Genomic DNA, 15127 nt, shown 5'->3' with positions numbered 1-15127 from the left:
CCATGGATTTCGGTCTTTCGGAGGAACAGAAGCTCATTGTCGAGACGACGCGCGCGTTCGTCGAGAATGAGCTTTACCCGCATGAACGCGAGGTCGAGCGCACCGGCGTGCTGCGCCGCGAGTTGATCGAGGAGATCAAGGTCAAGGCAATCGAAGCCGGGCTCTATGCGGCCAACATGCCGGCCGATGTCGGTGGCGCCGGCCTCGATACGGTGACTTGGTTGCTCTACGAGAAGGAACTCGGCCGCGCCAACTATGCGCTGCACTGGACCTGCGTCGCGCGCCCCTCCAACATCCTGCTCGCCGGCACACCCGAGCAGCGCGAAAAATACCTGTTCCCGTGTATTCGTGGCGAGAAGTGGGACTGCCTGGCGATGACCGAGCCCGGCGCCGGCTCCGATTTGCGCGGCATGAAGGCGTCAGCCGTGCAGGACGGCGACGACTGGGTGCTCAATGGCACCAAGCATTTCATCAGCCACGCCGATCTTGCCGATTTCGCAATTAGTTTCATGGCTTCGGGCGAGGAAGAAACGCCGCGCGGCAAGCGCAAGAAGATCACCGCCTTCTTCGTCGACAAGGGCACCAAGGGGTTCACCGTGCGCGACGGCTACCGCAACGTCTCGCATCGCGGCTACACCAACGCCATCCTCGAATTCGACGATTGCCGCCTGCCGGCAAGCCAGGTGCTGGGTGAGGTCCACAAGGGCTTCGACCTCGCCAATTCCTGGCTCGGCGCCACGCGCCTGCAGGTCGGCGCCACCTGTCTCGGCCGCGCCGAGCGGGCACTCGGCCACGCCATCGAATACTCGGCGCAACGCCAGCAGTTCGGCCAGCAGATCGGCAAGTTCCAGGGCGTGTCGTTCAAGCTCGCCGACATGGCGACGGAACTGAAGGCGGCGGACCTGATGGTGTTCGAAGCCGGCTGGAAGTACGATCAGGGCACCGTCACCGATCAGGACATGGCCATGGCGAAGCTGAAGGCTACCGAAATGCTCGCCTTTGTTGCCGACGAAGCAATCCAGATCCATGGCGGCATGGGGCTGATGGATGACCTGCCGCTGGAGCGCATCTGGCGCGACGCCCGTGTCGAGCGCATCTGGGAAGGGACGTCGGAAATCCAGCGCCACATCATTTCGCGGGCGCTGCTGCGCCCGTTCGGGGCATAACCCATGCACAAGCTTGAGCGTCTGTTGCGCCCAAAATCCATCGCGGTGTTCGGCGGGGCCCAGGCCGCCGCCGTCGTCGCCCAATCGATCAAGATGGGCTTTGTCGGCGAAATCTGGCCGGTGCATCCGAACAAGGACGAGGTCGCCGGCCGCAAGGCCTATCGCTCGGTCGCCGAATTGCCCGGGGCGCCCGACGCCGCCTTTGTCGGCGTAAACCGGCATCTCACCATCGAGGTGATCAAGGCGCTGGCCAAGCGTGGCGCCGGCGGCGCCGTCTGTTTTGCCGCGGGCTTTCTTGAGACCGAGGCCTATGACGATGACGGCGAGCGGCTGCAGGCCGAACTGGTGGCTGCCGCGGGCCAGATGCCGATCATCGGGCCGAACTGCTACGGCCTGATCAACTATGCCGATGGCGCGCTGCTATGGCCCGACCAGCATGGCGGCATCAGGCTGCCCGGAGGCGCCAAGGGCGTCGCCATCATCACCCAGTCCTCCAACATCGCCATCAACATGACGATGCAGAAGCGCGGCCTGCCGATCGCCTTCCTGATGACCGCCGGCAACCAGGCGCAGACCGGCCTCTCCGAAATGGCGCTCGGCCTGATCGAGGACGAGCGCGTCACCTCGCTCGGCCTGCACATCGAAGCCTTCGATTCGGTAGCCGGCTTCGAGAAGCTGGCGGCGCGGGCGCGCGAACTGAAGAAGCCGATCATCGCCATGAAGGTCGGCCGGTCCGAACAGGCCAGGCAGGCGACCGTCTCGCACACAGCTTCGCTCGCCGGTTCGGATGCCGCTTCGGGCGCTTTCCTGCGGCGGCTCGGCATTGCGCGCGTCGATTCCATCCCCGCCTTTATCGAGGCGCTGAAGCTTCTGCACGTCACAGGACCACTGCCCGGCTATAGACTGTCATCGATGAGTTGCTCGGGCGGCGAAGCCTCTGTCATGGCCGACAGCGCCGAAGGCCGCTGGGTCAATTTCCCGGAGCTCACCAGCAAACACCGCGCCCATGTCAAATCGACGCTCGGGCCGCTGGTCGCGGTCGCCAACCCGTTGGACTATCACACCTTCATCTGGAACAATGAACCGGCGATGACCGCCACCTTCACCGCCATGGTGTCGGGCGGTTTCGACCTCAACATGCTGGTGCTCGATTTCCCGCGCCCCGACCGCTGCTCGGTCACCGACTGGTGGGCGACGCTGCGCGCCTTCGAATCGGCGCTGAAGACCAACAAGGCGCATGGTGCGATCGTCTCCTCGCTGCCGGAGAACCTGCCGGAGGAATATACCGCCGAACTGATGGCGCGCGGCATGGTGCCGTTGTTCGGCATTTCCGAGGCCATGGACGCCGCAGGCGCGGCAGCCTTCATCGGCTGGGCCTGGGCCGAGCCGCAGGCGCAGCCGATCGACACGTCGGCTGCCGGTGCTGCCGGCGGCGATCATGTCACCCCTGACGAGGCCGAAGCCAAGGCGCGGCTGATCAAGGCCGGCTTGCCGGTGCCGAAGGCAGAACGTGCCGCTAACGCTGTCGAGGCCGTCATCTCATCCATGGCGCTCGGCTTCCCGGTGGCGCTGAAGGCGCTCGGCGTCACCCACAAATCCGAGGTCGGCGCTGTCAGGCTCAATCTCAAGGACGCCGAATCGGTCAGCACGGCCGCGCATGATCTGCTGCCGCTCGGCACCGGCCTCTATGTCGAACGCATGGTGCGCGACGGCGTTGCCGAGTTGATCGTCGGCTTCACCCGCGATCCGATGTTCGGCGCGGTCATGACACTGGGCACCGGCGGCGTGTTGGTCGAGCTGTTGCGCGACAGCGTTACGCTCATGCTGCCGGCGACGCGCGACGACATCGAGGCCGCCCTGCGTGGCCTCAAACTGTTTCCGCTGCTCGACGGCTATCGTGGCCGGCCCAAGGCCGATGTCGGGGCTGCCATCGACGCCATCGCCGGCATTGCCGGCTTCGTGCAGACGAATGCCGGAGAGATCGAGGAACTCGACATCAACCCGCTGATCGTCTGCGCCGAGGGCAAGGGCGCCTGGATTGCCGACGCGCTGCTGGTGCTGGGAGAGAAGAAGAATGTCTGACGTCATTTCAACTCGCCGCGAAGGCACCATCCTCGAGGTCACGCTCGACCGGCCCAAGGCCAACGCCATCGACCTGAAAACGTCGCGGCTGATGGGCGAGACCTTCAAGGCGTTCCGCGACGATCCGGAACTGCGCGTCGCCATCGTCAAGACCGCCGGCGACAAGTTCTTCTGCGCCGGCTGGGATTTGAAGGCAGCAGCCGGTGGCGATGCGGTCGACGGCGACTATGGCGTCGGCGGTTTTGCCGGCCTGCAGGAGCTGCGCGACATGAACAAGCCGATCATTGCCTGCGTCAACGGCATGGCGGTGGGCGGCGGCTTCGAGCTGGCGCTGTCCTGCGACCTCATTTTCGCCTCCGACCATTCCTCCTTCGCCCTGCCCGAAATCCGCGCCGGCACGCTGGCTGATGCCGCGACGATCAAGCTGCCCAAGCGCATTCCCTACCATGTCGCCATGGACCTTCTGCTCACCGGCCGCTGGATGGATGTGGCGGAAGCGCATCGCTGGGGCCTGGTCAACGAAGTGCTGCCCAAGGACAAGCTCGAGGAGCGCGTCTGGGAGATCGCCCGGCTGCTCGCCGGCGGTCCGCCACTGGTGTTTGCCGCGATCAAGGAGACGGCGCGGGTGGCCGAGGCGCTGACCTTCCAGGACGCGATGAACCGCGTGACGCGCCGGCAATTGGCGACGGTCGATGCGCTTTATGGCTCGGAGGACAATATGGAAGGGTTCCGGGCTTTTGCGGAAAAGCGCGACCCGGTGTGGAAGGGGAAGTAGCCTCTTTACCCTCCCCTCGATGGGGAGGGTCGGACCGAAGGTCCGGGGTGGGGTGATGCGCCACCACCCCCACCCGCCGCTTCGCGGCGACCTCCCCCATCAAGGGGGAGGTAAAGGAGCTGCATGACCGACTACAAAACCCTCATCGACGCCGAGACCTGGGCCTTCATCGAGAAGACCAACTCCTACTATCCTCCCGACACGATCGACTACACCATCGCCCAGCAGCGTGCGATCTATGACAGGATGTGCCGCGAGTTTTTTGCCGGCTATCCCGATGGCGTGACGGCGGAAACGACAATCATTGCCGCCCACGACATCCCGATCCGCATTTATCGCAGCACGACACCGGGCCATGCCGCGATGGTGCTTTACATCCATGGCGGCGGCTTCATCCTCGGTGGGCTGGACAGCCATGACGATGTCTGCGCCGAGCTGTGCGCCCGGACCGGCTTCGAAGTGGTCTCCATCGACTACCGGCTGGCGCCGGAGCATCTGCACCCGGCCGCCTTCGACGATGCGCTGCATGCCTTCGAATGGGCGGCCTCAAACTACGACTGCCCTATTTTGCTCTGCGGCGACAGCGCCGGCGGCAATCTCTGCGCGGCTCTCGCCCACGCGACGCGCAGCCATACCAAAAAGTCGATCGGCCAGGTGCTGATCTATCCCGGCCTCGGCGGCGACCGTTCGCAAGGCTCCTATTTGACGCATGCGGAAGCGCCGATGCTGACGGTGCGCGATCTCGACTTCTACAGGGATGTCCGCACCGGCGGCCTCAATGGGACCGGCGACATCACTTTGTATCCACTGGCCGACGCAGATTTCATCGGCCTGCCACCGACAGTGCTGATCACCGCGCAATGCGACCCGCTGTCGTCGGACGGCGAGGCCTATCGCGACCGCGTCCTCGCTGCCGGCGGCCATGCCGCCTGGTTCGAGGAGCCGGGACTGGTGCACGGCTATCTCCGGGCCAGGCACACGGTCGGCCGGGCCCGCGCCAGCTTCAACCGTATCGTCGAAGCGGTGTCGGTGCTGGGCAAGGGCGACTGGATCTGGTGATCCGGCTCAACCGCGGACAAAGGCGATCAGTTCCTCAGCCATGCGATCGTTGAATTCCTGACGAAAGCGATTCTTCTTCAGCCATTCAGGGTTTGAGCCGACGGTCTTGTTGGCATCCACGACAACGCCTTTGCCGTCGACAATGAAATAGTCGATGGCGCCGAAGTCCAGGTTGAGCCGCTGCCGCACCGCCAGCACTTCCGGTGGCACGGCGCCGCCCACCTCATTGCTTAGGATTTTTGAGCCGGCGCACAACACATCGTCGTAGACCTGCCGCATGTTGACCTCGGCACCGAGCAGGAACATGTAGCGGTGCTTGACGATGGGCAGGTCGAGCGTATCGAAAGCGAACTTTTCCACCATCAGGCGATTGTTGCGCCATACATCCCGCGGAACCTCGCCGATCGTCTGGTAGACCTTATAGGGCGGGCACAGGCGGTCCTTGTAGCCGGGTTCGAAGAGCTTGCGGATGGCATGCGCGCTCCTGGTCAGGCCGTTGCGATGCTGCCACCAGCGCTGCTCTGGTCGGCCCCTGGAGTTGAGGACCGTCTTGACGACAACCGGCCCCTCGTGGCTGTCGCCTGCCTCCAGCTTCAGTGTCGAATAAAGGTGCCGGTGGATGGACAGCGCGCGGCCATTGATGGTGCGGTCGTAGAGGTGGCCGAGCCCGCGGTACGTTGGCGGCACGACTGTCAGGTCGACATGCAGAAAGGCCACCGGGGCCCGATCTCGGCCGGCTGGCCGGTCGAGCAGGCGCACTTTCAATCCAGCCTGTTCCAGGTAAGACAGCAACTGCGCGATGCTATAGCTCCGCACCAGTCGGAAATTGCGCAGGCTCTCTACATAGACATCGAGATCGGCGGCAGACACCGAACGCTATTCCTTGATATCGACGCCCGAGAAATCATGGTGATCAAAGGGGTCCATGACATAGCCCGTCACCTGTTCGCGCATCGGCATCGAGACCACGGAGTGGGCGATAGTGACCCACGGCATCTGCTCCCTGAAGATCGTTTGCGCCTGCGAATAGAGTTTTGCGCGGGCAGCGGGATCGACGATCCCGGCTGCCTGCTTGAGCAGATCGTCGAAGGCCGGAAAACACCAGTTGGCACGATTGGTGGTGCCGACGCCGGCACAGCCAAGCGGCACCGACAGGAAATTGTCGGGGTCGCCATTGTCGCCGGTGAAGCCGAACAGCATGGCGCCATCGCGGTCGCGTGACTTCGAGCGGGCAAGGTATTCAGTCCACTCATACGTCACGACTTCCACGGTGACACCGATCTTTGCCAGGTCGGACTGGATCATTTCGGCCATACGCTGCGCATTCGGGTTATACGGACGCTGCACCGGCATCGCCCAGATCTTCATGTGCAGGTCCTTGATGCCTGCATCGGCGAGCCCCTGCCTGCCGGCAGCGGGATCGAAGACATGATCGGGGCTCGTCTTGTCATAGGCCCAGGACGTCGGCGGCAGCGGATTGCGTGCGACTTCACCGGTGCCGCGGAACACGACGTCGACCAGCGCCTGGGTGTCGATGGCCATGGCGATCGCCTTCCTCACCTTTGGATCGTCGAAGGGCTTCTGCAAAGTGTTGAAGGCGAGGTATCCTGTATTGAGGCCCTCCTGCCGCATGACCTTGATGCCGGGTGTCGCCTTGATCGCCTCCAGGTCGGCCGGATTTGGATAGGGCATCAGGTCGCATTCGCCGGCGCGCAGCTTTTCCATGCGAATGCTGGCATCGGCGGTGATGGCGAAGACGAGATCGTCGATCTTCGGCTTGCCGCGCCAGTAGTCCGGATTGGCCTTGTAACGGATGACCGCATCCTGCTGGTAGTCGACAAGCTGGAACGGACCCGTCCCGACCGGCTTCAGCGCCAGGTCGAGCAGCCGCTTCTCGGCGACGAGCTTATCGGCATATTCCCTGGAAACGACCGAAGCGAAATCCATCGCCAGGTCGGCAAGCATCGGCGAATGCGGCGCCTTCAGCGTCATCACGACGGTATGGTCGTCAAGCTTGCGCCAGCCGGCGACAAGATCCGGCATGCCGATGCCGTCGAAGTAAATGTACTGGCGTTTGGCATAATTGTTGAACGGGTTCTGAGCGTTGGCCTGACGGTCGAAGGTGAACAGCACGTCGTCGGCGTCGAAGTCGCGGCTCGGCGTAAAGCCCTCGACGCTGTGGAATTTCACACCGTGCCGCAGGTGGAATGTGTAGGTGAGGCCGTCGTCGGAAATCTCCCAGCTTTCGGCAAGGCCGGGGCGTACCTTCGTGGTGCCGGGCTCGAACTCGACCATGCGGTTGTAGAGAGCGGTGGCCGAGGCGTCGCGGGCGCCGGAGGCGAGTGCGGGATCAAACGTGTCCGGACTGACCTCGGTGCAGTAGATCAAGGTCTTGGCCACGGATTGATGGACCGGCAACGCACATGGAAAAAGCGCCGCCAGGAACAGAACGAAGTGCCTGCGTGTCATGATCCCCCCAGGGTTGGGAAGACGCTAGCAGAAGCCGGCACTGACGGTAAGTAAGCCGGCCGGTCTTTCGCGCGCCAAGACTGTTTTCCACCTTGAGTTGACACAAGGAATTAGCCGCGCCTCTGTGAAATGGCGGACAGACCCGGCCGCCGTTTTGCATGAACCTTTCCGCTTCAGCCTGCGACTGACGACCAGGCGCCGCATGGTGCGGGCCGGAAAGGATGCCCCCATGACCAGGACCCCAGAGGCTCCACGGTCTCCGGGACCAACGCAAGCTCAGCGAGACCACCGCCTTCGGGATGGAGTCGATGCGCTGGGCTTTCGGCTGATTCCGTTGACCCTGCGCAGGAGCAGGCGTATCGTGAAGATGAGGAAAGCAGACAATTCGATCAGGGACGAACGTGCCGGAACGCCGCGCCTTGCCCTGTTTCGCGCGGCCGGACCGGATGTTCCTCCCGAAAACTTCGGGGGGAGTTTTATGTCCTGCGATCGCGGCGCGTCCATGTCGTCTCCAAGCGGCGGTTTGCGCCGTTCGCTCCATCTGGCCGGCGGTTTGCTTGCCCTGGCGCTGAGCGCCGCGCTCTGGTTGGGCACAGCCGCCCAAGCGCAGGAAACCCAGATCATCTATCCCGGCTCGATGGCGGTCACTGGATTTTCCGGCACCGTCATTCCCAATTTCGACTCTGCCGATTCCGAAAGGGGGGGGCTGCCGCCCGGCGTCGACCCGGTCGACGAAACCTTCATCGACACGACGCGCGCCACCTTGCGCGTCTTCGACGTTTCGGCGCTCGGCGGACCGGCTTCCGGCCAGCTCGTCTACACGCCGCCGCCTTTCGAGGTGACGGCCGAACAGATCGGCCAGGTATTCGCCATCACCTATGATGACGGTGTGCGCGACGGCGTTCCCTCGGGCGTCCCCAACCTCTATGCCGGCGCTACCTCGCTGCACGGCATCCGTATCGTCACCCCGGACGAAGATGCCGACGGTCGGCCCGAGCGACAGCGCCGCGGAACCGCAGGCGCCGTCTTCATGGACGGCCAGTTCGGCACCGAAAGCGGTGGCGGTCCGGGCACGATCTGGAAGATCGACGGCATCACCGGCGCGGTCTCCAAATTCGCCGACATTGACACCAACAGCGGTTCCGGCATCGGCGACATCAGCTTCGACAGCAATCACCGCGAGTTCTTCGCCAGCGATCTCGACACCGGCCTCATCCACCGCCTCGATGCCAACGGCACGCTGATCGACACATTCGATCACGGCGTTGCCGGGCGGCCGGCGCATGGGCTGGCTCCCGTCGCCGATGACGGTGCGGTGATGGACATACAGGGTGCTGCCTTCGACTCGGAAGACCCCGACACATGGGGCTACACGCAGGACGAACGCCGCGTCTGGTCCGTCGCCTATCATGGCGGCCGGCTCTATTATTCGGTCGGCGAAAAGGCCGAGATCTGGTCGGTTGGCATTGCCCGCGATGGCAGCTTTGCCGGTGATCCGCGCTGGGAGCTGACGGTCAAGGCCGACAAGGACTACGCCGTCACCGACATCGCCTTCGACAACCAGGGCTTCATGTATCTGGCGCAGCGCGGCCCGGTCGAGAATCGCTACGATTACAGCCAGTTCGCCGATTCCGGCAAGGGCGAGGTCATCCGCTACTGGCGCGAAAACCCGGACGATCCGGCGACGGAATCGGTCTGGGTGGAAGAGCCGCAGGAATATGCAGTCGGCTTCCCGCAAGGCAACCGGCAGTCGGCCGGTGGGCTCGACCTGCAATATGGCTATGACGCCGACGGCAATCTCGACACCGGCGTGTGCACCGACACGCTGGTCAACACCGGCGACAAGCTGCGCGACAACCCGACACTTGCCGACCAGCTCGCCGCCGGCGGGCCGCTTGCCGTGCACGGCGTGCAGATCACGCCGACGCCGTTGGTCAAGCCGGCCAACGTGCCGCCTTTCGGCTCGTGGTTCGTCGACTTCGACGGCTATTTCGAAGACCCAGAAGTGGAAGGCCATGTCGGCGACGTCGAGGTCTGGCACCCCTGCGACGGCCGTGCCGGCTATTATGAAGAGATCCCAGGCGGTTATCTGCCGCCGTTCTATCCGCCGGGCTTCCCACCGCCCGGCGATCTGCCTCCGTGCATCGATGTCGAGGATGTTCAGTTCTACTGCACGCCTCGCGGCCTCCAGGCCGACCTCTATCTCCATGACCATGCCGGCTTTGGCGGCGATTCGATCAAGGTCCAGTCCATGACACCAGGCGTCGGGGTGACATCACCCCAGTCGCATGCTCCCGGTAAGCCTTACACGGTCGACATCACCGGCCATTCTCCGGGCGACAGAGTCGATGTTGGACTTTGCTTCTACAGGCAGTCCGACAAGGACAAGGGTGGCTACTACCCTTGCTGCAAGATGACTTTGCCGCTCAGAACCCCAGCCGTCAGCTGCGAACGTTGAGGAGGGGAAGATGAAAAATCTCGCACTTTCCCCGACCGCGAACAGCAGTCAATCCAACGTCATGGAGACCATCATGAAACCCCTGTCATATGCCAGGCGCGGCGCGCGCTGGCTGATGGCGGCCGGTATCGCGGTCGCCATGTTCACCCCTGTGGCAAGCCACGCCGAAGATGCAGTCCCGATCACTCCGGAACTGCGGCTCGACCTCGACAATTCAAAAATCGTCAATCCGAGGCCGGAACGGATCGTGCCGTTCTTCACCAAAACAGGCACACAGAGGAGCTGCGACTACGTCGTCTACTCCCTGAGCTTTGGCCTGCGCGGCGACTCGCAAGGCTTTGCCGACCCAAGCTTTTCGGCCAGGCTGAAGAAACTCCAACTCGACTTCAAGGATCAGCTTCCGCACGGTCTTGCGATCGTCAACGTCAACGTGTCCGGCGACGGCACGGATGCGTCTGGCGGACCGCTGCCGGGTGCGACAATCAGCACCTCGGCTAATCCGAACGATACGGCAACGGTTTCCGATTTCCGGATTTCCACCACCGATCTCGACGGCGCTGGGGCTGGCAATGAACGCGTCATCAATTTCAAGATCACCGCCAAGATCGACCATGCGGCGTTTCCTTCGCCGACCATCGTCGACAACCAGGGCATGATCAAGGTGACGCCGGGCGTCGGCACGGGGGCCATCATCCCGTCGCAGGATCCGGGCAAGCCCGACGACGGCGACTACAAGACCGGGGCCAAGACCTCGATCAAGATCGACCTCACCAACTGTGACAAGCGGCCTCCGCCTCCCGACCGGGAATGTTTCAAGGTGGAGCGCGGCACGGTCGATTGCGTGCAAGGCGGCGGCGCGTTCATCTACCACATGCCTGTCGGCCCGGAGATGGGCGGCAAATGGGTGCAGGTATCGACGACGACCCCAGGCATCACCATCATCCCCGACACGCAATTGGTGCCGGCGGGCGGCGGTGTGCTGAACTGGAAGATCGTCGGTGCATCGCCCGGCGACGTCATCCACCTCATCGTCACCGGCATCGAGACCTATGCCGGCCCGAAGGAGGGTTGGGGACTATGCTGCACGCAGACCATCGACATCGTCATCCCGCGTGACTTGAGATGTCCCCCCAAGGACAAGGAACCGGACCTCAAGGTCGAGAAACGCGCCGACGTGACGCGTTGCACGATGGGCGGCGGCTGCGACTTCACCATCAAGGTCACCAATGTCGGCGACGGGCCGTATCACGGCAAGATCGTGCTCGACGAGGTGACGCTGCCGGCCGGCTCGACTCTGGATTCAGGGCCCAACCCGCCCTGGGTATGCATGCCCGGCGTGACCCCGATGACGTGCACCTATCCGGTGACCACGCTCAATCCGGGGGCCTCCATCAACCTCAAGCTCGGCTTCAAGCCGGCGGGTGGTTGGCAAGGCAGCGCGTTGCGCAACTGCGCCACCTATAATTACGGCGCCAGCGGCAAGCCGCTGTTCGGCAGCCAGCAGAACGATCGCGGCTGTGCCTCGATCCCGATCTGCCGGCGTGGCGACCGCGACCGCGATTGCCGGCCCCCGGTCGACAAGAAGGTCGACTTGATCCTGAAGAAGCGTGCCCGCATCCCGGTCTGCACGCCCGACGGCATCTGCTACTTCGTGATCGACATCCTCAACAATGGCAGCGTCCCCTATAATGGGCCGTTGACGGTTGTCGACAATTACCCGGGCGGCGCGCCGGCCTCTTCGACCTTCGGCCCGTCTCCGCCCTGGACATGCGGACCGAACGGTCCCGGCCAGTTCCGCTGCGACAATGCAGGCATCGTGCTGATGCCGGGCGCCTCGACGCCGATCGTCGTCAGGGCGGTCATGCCGGCCGGCTACCAGTCGGATTCGGTCGAGAACTGCGCGGCGCTGAAGCCCGTCCCCGGTGAGGTCGACCTCACCAACAACAAGGCCTGCGCCAAGGAACGCTTCCGTCATCCCAATGGCGGCAAGCCGACCCTACGCATCACCAAGGTCTGCAATGGCTCGCTCGCCGGTGCGGCGGTGGTTTCCTGCCGCATCACCGTCATCAGCCTTGGCACCTCTGCCCCCACCGGTCCGGTGCGGGTCAACGATGCTGCCACGCTGATATCGGGTGGCGCGCCGGTCCAGATCCAGACCGTCACACCCGACGGTGCGGAATGGGCCTGCGGAGCGGTTCCGGCCAATGCGCTGTCGTGCCAGATTCCCGGCGCCGTGATGACTCCCGGAACATCGAGGCACTTCGACGTGACGGTCTCGGCCAATGGCGCGTTCGAGAACTGCGCACGCGGCTCGTATGGCCCGGCCCCTGGAGACGATATCGTCTACCCTATCGGCCAGGCCTGCGCCAAGGGCGGCGGCACGTCCACCATCAGCGTCAAGAAGACCGGCGATGCCGAGTGCCAGCCCGGGCAACCCTGCTCGTTCGAGATCACCATCACCAATGATGGCCAGACCGCCTTCTCCGGTCCGGTCCGCATCGGCGATGCGATCGGGGTGGACGGGCTGGGGCGGCTGCAAGGCGTCGCGATCACCTCGATCGAGCCGCCCTTCGGCTGCTCGCCCGAACCGACGACCTTGCCGTTGACCTGCATTGCCAACCTGACGCTCGGCGCCGGGGAAAGCCATGTGCACAAGGTCACCGTGGTCCTTCCCGACGCTCCCCTGGCCAATCTGCGGGGCAACGTCAGCGGCCGGAACTGCGTCGGGGTCTTGTCTCCCGACACCAGGGTGCAAGGCGGCGGCGACGTACTGCCCGGCGACCTGACCAATATCCAGGGCGATCGCGGCAAGGCCTATGCCTGCCATCCCTTCACCATCAAGCGCGAGGTGAAGAAGGAATGCTCGCCGGGGTTCGTCATGAACGATGCCGGTCGGTGCGTGTGTCCGGAAGGCACGACGTTCCGCAACGGCCAGTGCTCGCCCGACGGCGGCGTCATCATCCAGCCAAAGGATCCAAGGCCCTGCGTGCTGCTCAAGGGCCAGATCCGCACCGAGGATGGACGCTGTGTCTGCCCCCGCGGAACCGAGCTTGAGAACGGCGCTTGCATCAAGACCGACAAGCCTGGCTGCACCATCCCCGGTTCGGTCCCGACGTCGGACGGCAATGGCTGCTACTGCCCGGAAGGTACGCATCTCGACCGACAGGCAAATGCCTGCGTGCGCGACAAGCAGAAGCCCGAGGAGTGCGGCATACGCGGCCAGGTTCATGACGCCGATGGCGATTGTGTCTGCCCGCGTGGGACAGAGGTGCGCAATGGAGCCTGCCGGCCGATCCGGCCAAAGCCTGAACAATGCTCGATCCGTGGTCAGATCCAAAACGCCAATGGCGATTGCGTCTGCCCGGACGGCACAGAAGTCAGGGGCAAGGTCTGCCGGCCGATCCGGCCGAAGCCCGAGCAGTGCTCGATCCGCGGCCAGGTCCACGACGCCAACGGCAATTGTGTCTGCCCGCGGGGTACCGAGGTGCAAGGCAATGCCTGCCGGCAGAAGAAGCCTGTGCTGGAACAGTGCGACATACGCGGCCAGGTGCACAACAAGCGCGGCGAGTGTGTTTGCCCGCGCGGCACCCAGGCGATCGACGGCGCATGCCGCAAGCCGAGGCCGCAGGTGGGAGACTGCGCCCCGGGCTCGCAGATGGTCGGCGGCCAGTGCGTGCCGATCATCAAGCGGCGCTGCCCCGAAGGCACCGTTGGTCGGTTCCCGAACTGCAGGGCGATCCGGCAGCAGCCGTCGCTCGATCCGACCCTGTTGCTCAATCCAGGTGTCCTTCAGCAGTTCATACCGAAGCGCACGCCGCAGACGCAGGTACAGCCGCAAAGGGATCCGGCGGCCAACTTCAAGCCATAGGATCTGGATACGAGTCAAAATTCAGAACCCCGCCGGAGCGATCCGGCGGGGTTTTTCCTTGGGCGCGCTGCGGCGATCGGGCGGCCAGGTATTCGCCGAACCCGCTGCCGGGCGCAGCAAATACCGACTTTCCCTTTCCGGGATCATGGTCTAGAGCAGTTCATCGTTTGGTGGAAAAGCCGAACCGCTCTATCTCTTTGTTTTCACGCAATTCCGGACGGAAAGCCGTTCCCACTTTTCTTGGAATTGCTCTAGCAGTCGTCAAGGCCGCGCCCGCAAACAGGGCGCCCAAAGGGGCCGCATCATGAGCAGGAAGACCCTGATCGCGCCATCGGTGCTGGCGTCGGATTTCTCGAAGCTCGGCGACGAGGTCGAGGCGGTGACGGCGGCCGGCGCCGACTGGATCCATCTCGACGTGATGGACGGGCATTTCGTGCCCAACATCACCTTCGGCCCGCCGGTGATCAAGGCCATCCGCAACCGCACCAAGGCCTTTTTCGACTGCCATTTGATGATTGCGCCGGCCGATCCTTATCTGGCCGCCTTTGCCGATGCCGGCTGCGACGGCATGACCGTGCATGCCGAGGCCGGACCGCATCTCGACCGCTCGCTTCAGACCATCAAGGGTCTCGGCAAGAAGGCCGGCGTATCGCTCAATCCGGCGACGCCGGAAAGTGCGATCGAATATGTGCTCGACCGGCTCGACCTGATCCTGATCATGACCGTCAATCCGGGCTTTGGCGGCCAGGCCTTCATCCCGGCCATGGTCGACAAGGTCAAGCGGGTGAAAGCGCTGATCGGCAACCGGCCGATTCGCATCGAGGTCGACGGCGGCGTGTCGCCGGAAACCGCCCCCCTGGTCACATCAGCCGGCGCCGATGTGCTGGTGGCGGGCGCCGCCATCTTCAAGGGCGGCAGCGTCGAAGCCTACCGGGCCAATATAGAAGCCATCCGAACCGCGGCCGACCGGGCTGCCGGCTGACATCAGTTCCAGGGCAAGTTCCCGGCTGGTAGGTTCTCCTCGGCCTGATCTCCCTGCCTGATCCTTCGATCTCCCAAAAAGCCGTCAACGGGTGGCAGCCGCAAGGGCATCGCGGCAAGCGACAGGATCGCGGCATCCGGCACTAGTTTTGGCCCATAAATCTAGTGGATAACTGCCGAAGGGATCTGCATGCGGGGAGAGGTCAATCCGGCGGCATGACGCGCGTTAAGAAAAAATTATCCGTATTCGGGATCTCGAAGCTGTTTCT

The 15127-nt window shown here is 63.9% G+C and carries 9 protein-coding genes; 7 read left to right on the top strand and 2 right to left on the bottom strand.

The annotated features are described in order from the left end of the window. Window positions 1-2: 2 nt before the first annotated feature. From NKI64_RS26015 to NKI64_RS26000, 4 genes are all read left to right on the top strand, one after another. Window positions 3-1166, top strand: coding sequence for an acyl-CoA dehydrogenase family protein (locus NKI64_RS26015; RefSeq protein WP_352670902.1), 1164 nt, complete (start codon window positions 3-5; stop codon window positions 1164-1166). A gap of 3 nt (window positions 1167-1169) precedes the next feature. Beyond that, window positions 1170-3248 carry an acetate--CoA ligase family protein gene (locus tag NKI64_RS26010; RefSeq protein ID WP_352670899.1) on the top strand — a complete coding sequence of 693 codons (2079 nt, stop codon included), beginning with the start codon at window positions 1170-1172 and terminating at the stop codon, window positions 3246-3248. Further along, on the top strand, window positions 3241-4023 hold the full coding sequence (locus NKI64_RS26005; protein ID WP_023736234.1) for a carnitinyl-CoA dehydratase: 783 nt from the start codon (window positions 3241-3243) through the stop codon (window positions 4021-4023). Before NKI64_RS26010 ends, NKI64_RS26005 begins: the two co-directional genes overlap by 8 nt. Before the next feature lie 123 nt (window positions 4024-4146). Next, entirely contained in the window at window positions 4147-5082 is a 936-nt protein-coding gene (locus NKI64_RS26000) for an alpha/beta hydrolase (protein WP_352670896.1), read from the top strand. Window positions 5083-5088: 6 nt separating this feature from the next. Here NKI64_RS26000 and NKI64_RS25995 read toward each other — a convergent pair whose 3' ends face one another. Together NKI64_RS25995 and NKI64_RS25990 are read right to left on the bottom strand one after the other, a co-directional pair. Further along, entirely contained in the window at window positions 5089-5952 is an 864-nt protein-coding gene (locus tag NKI64_RS25995; protein ID WP_023736232.1) for a hypothetical protein, read from the bottom strand. A gap of 6 nt (window positions 5953-5958) precedes the next feature. Further along, window positions 5959-7551 (bottom strand): ABC transporter substrate-binding protein, encoded by a 1593-nt coding sequence (locus NKI64_RS25990; RefSeq protein ID WP_023736231.1) that lies wholly within the window; start codon window positions 7549-7551, stop codon window positions 5959-5961. Between the two features lie 202 nt (window positions 7552-7753). Between NKI64_RS25990 and NKI64_RS25985 the strand changes: the two genes are divergently transcribed. From NKI64_RS25985 to rpe, 3 genes are all read left to right on the top strand, one after another. Beyond that, the gene (locus tag NKI64_RS25985) at window positions 7754-10009 is read left to right on the top strand and encodes a hypothetical protein (RefSeq protein ID WP_031193739.1); all 2256 of its coding nucleotides are present in this window, start codon (window positions 7754-7756) and stop codon (window positions 10007-10009) included. Window positions 10010-10019: 10 nt separating this feature from the next. Continuing rightward, the gene (locus tag NKI64_RS25980) at window positions 10020-13877 is read left to right on the top strand and encodes a DUF7929 domain-containing protein (RefSeq protein ID WP_352670891.1); all 3858 of its coding nucleotides are present in this window, start codon (window positions 10020-10022) and stop codon (window positions 13875-13877) included. A gap of 304 nt (window positions 13878-14181) precedes the next feature. Then, a complete protein-coding gene (gene rpe, locus NKI64_RS25975) occupies window positions 14182-14859 on the top strand; it encodes a ribulose-phosphate 3-epimerase (RefSeq protein WP_023736228.1) in 678 nt (225 codons plus the stop codon). Window positions 14860-15127 lie beyond the last annotated feature (268 nt).

It is taken from the genome of Mesorhizobium sp. M0478 (assembly GCF_040321305.1).
Classification (GTDB): domain Bacteria; phylum Pseudomonadota; class Alphaproteobacteria; order Rhizobiales; family Rhizobiaceae; genus Mesorhizobium.
This window is presented reverse-complemented; position numbering and strand designations above follow the sequence as displayed.

What these genes read in the sequence shown, in the direction of transcription:
- NKI64_RS26015 (WP_352670902.1), top strand. Translation starts at nt 3, where the DNA reads ATGGATTTCGGTCTTTCGGAGGAACAGAAGCTCATTGTCGAGACGACG.
- NKI64_RS26010 (WP_352670899.1), top strand. Translation starts at nt 1,170, where the DNA reads ATGCACAAGCTTGAGCGTCTGTTGCGCCCAAAATCCATCGCGGTGTTC.
- NKI64_RS26005 (WP_023736234.1), top strand. Translation starts at nt 3,241, where the DNA reads ATGTCTGACGTCATTTCAACTCGCCGCGAAGGCACCATCCTCGAGGTC.
- NKI64_RS26000 (WP_352670896.1), top strand. Translation starts at nt 4,147, where the DNA reads ATGACCGACTACAAAACCCTCATCGACGCCGAGACCTGGGCCTTCATC.
- NKI64_RS25990 (WP_023736231.1), bottom strand. Translation starts at nt 7,551, where the DNA reads ATGACACGCAGGCACTTCGTTCTGTTCCTGGCGGCGCTTTTTCCATGT.
- NKI64_RS25985 (WP_031193739.1), top strand. Translation starts at nt 7,754, where the DNA reads ATGGTGCGGGCCGGAAAGGATGCCCCCATGACCAGGACCCCAGAGGCT.
- NKI64_RS25980 (WP_352670891.1), top strand. Translation starts at nt 10,020, where the DNA reads ATGAAAAATCTCGCACTTTCCCCGACCGCGAACAGCAGTCAATCCAAC.
- rpe (WP_023736228.1), top strand. Translation starts at nt 14,182, where the DNA reads ATGAGCAGGAAGACCCTGATCGCGCCATCGGTGCTGGCGTCGGATTTC.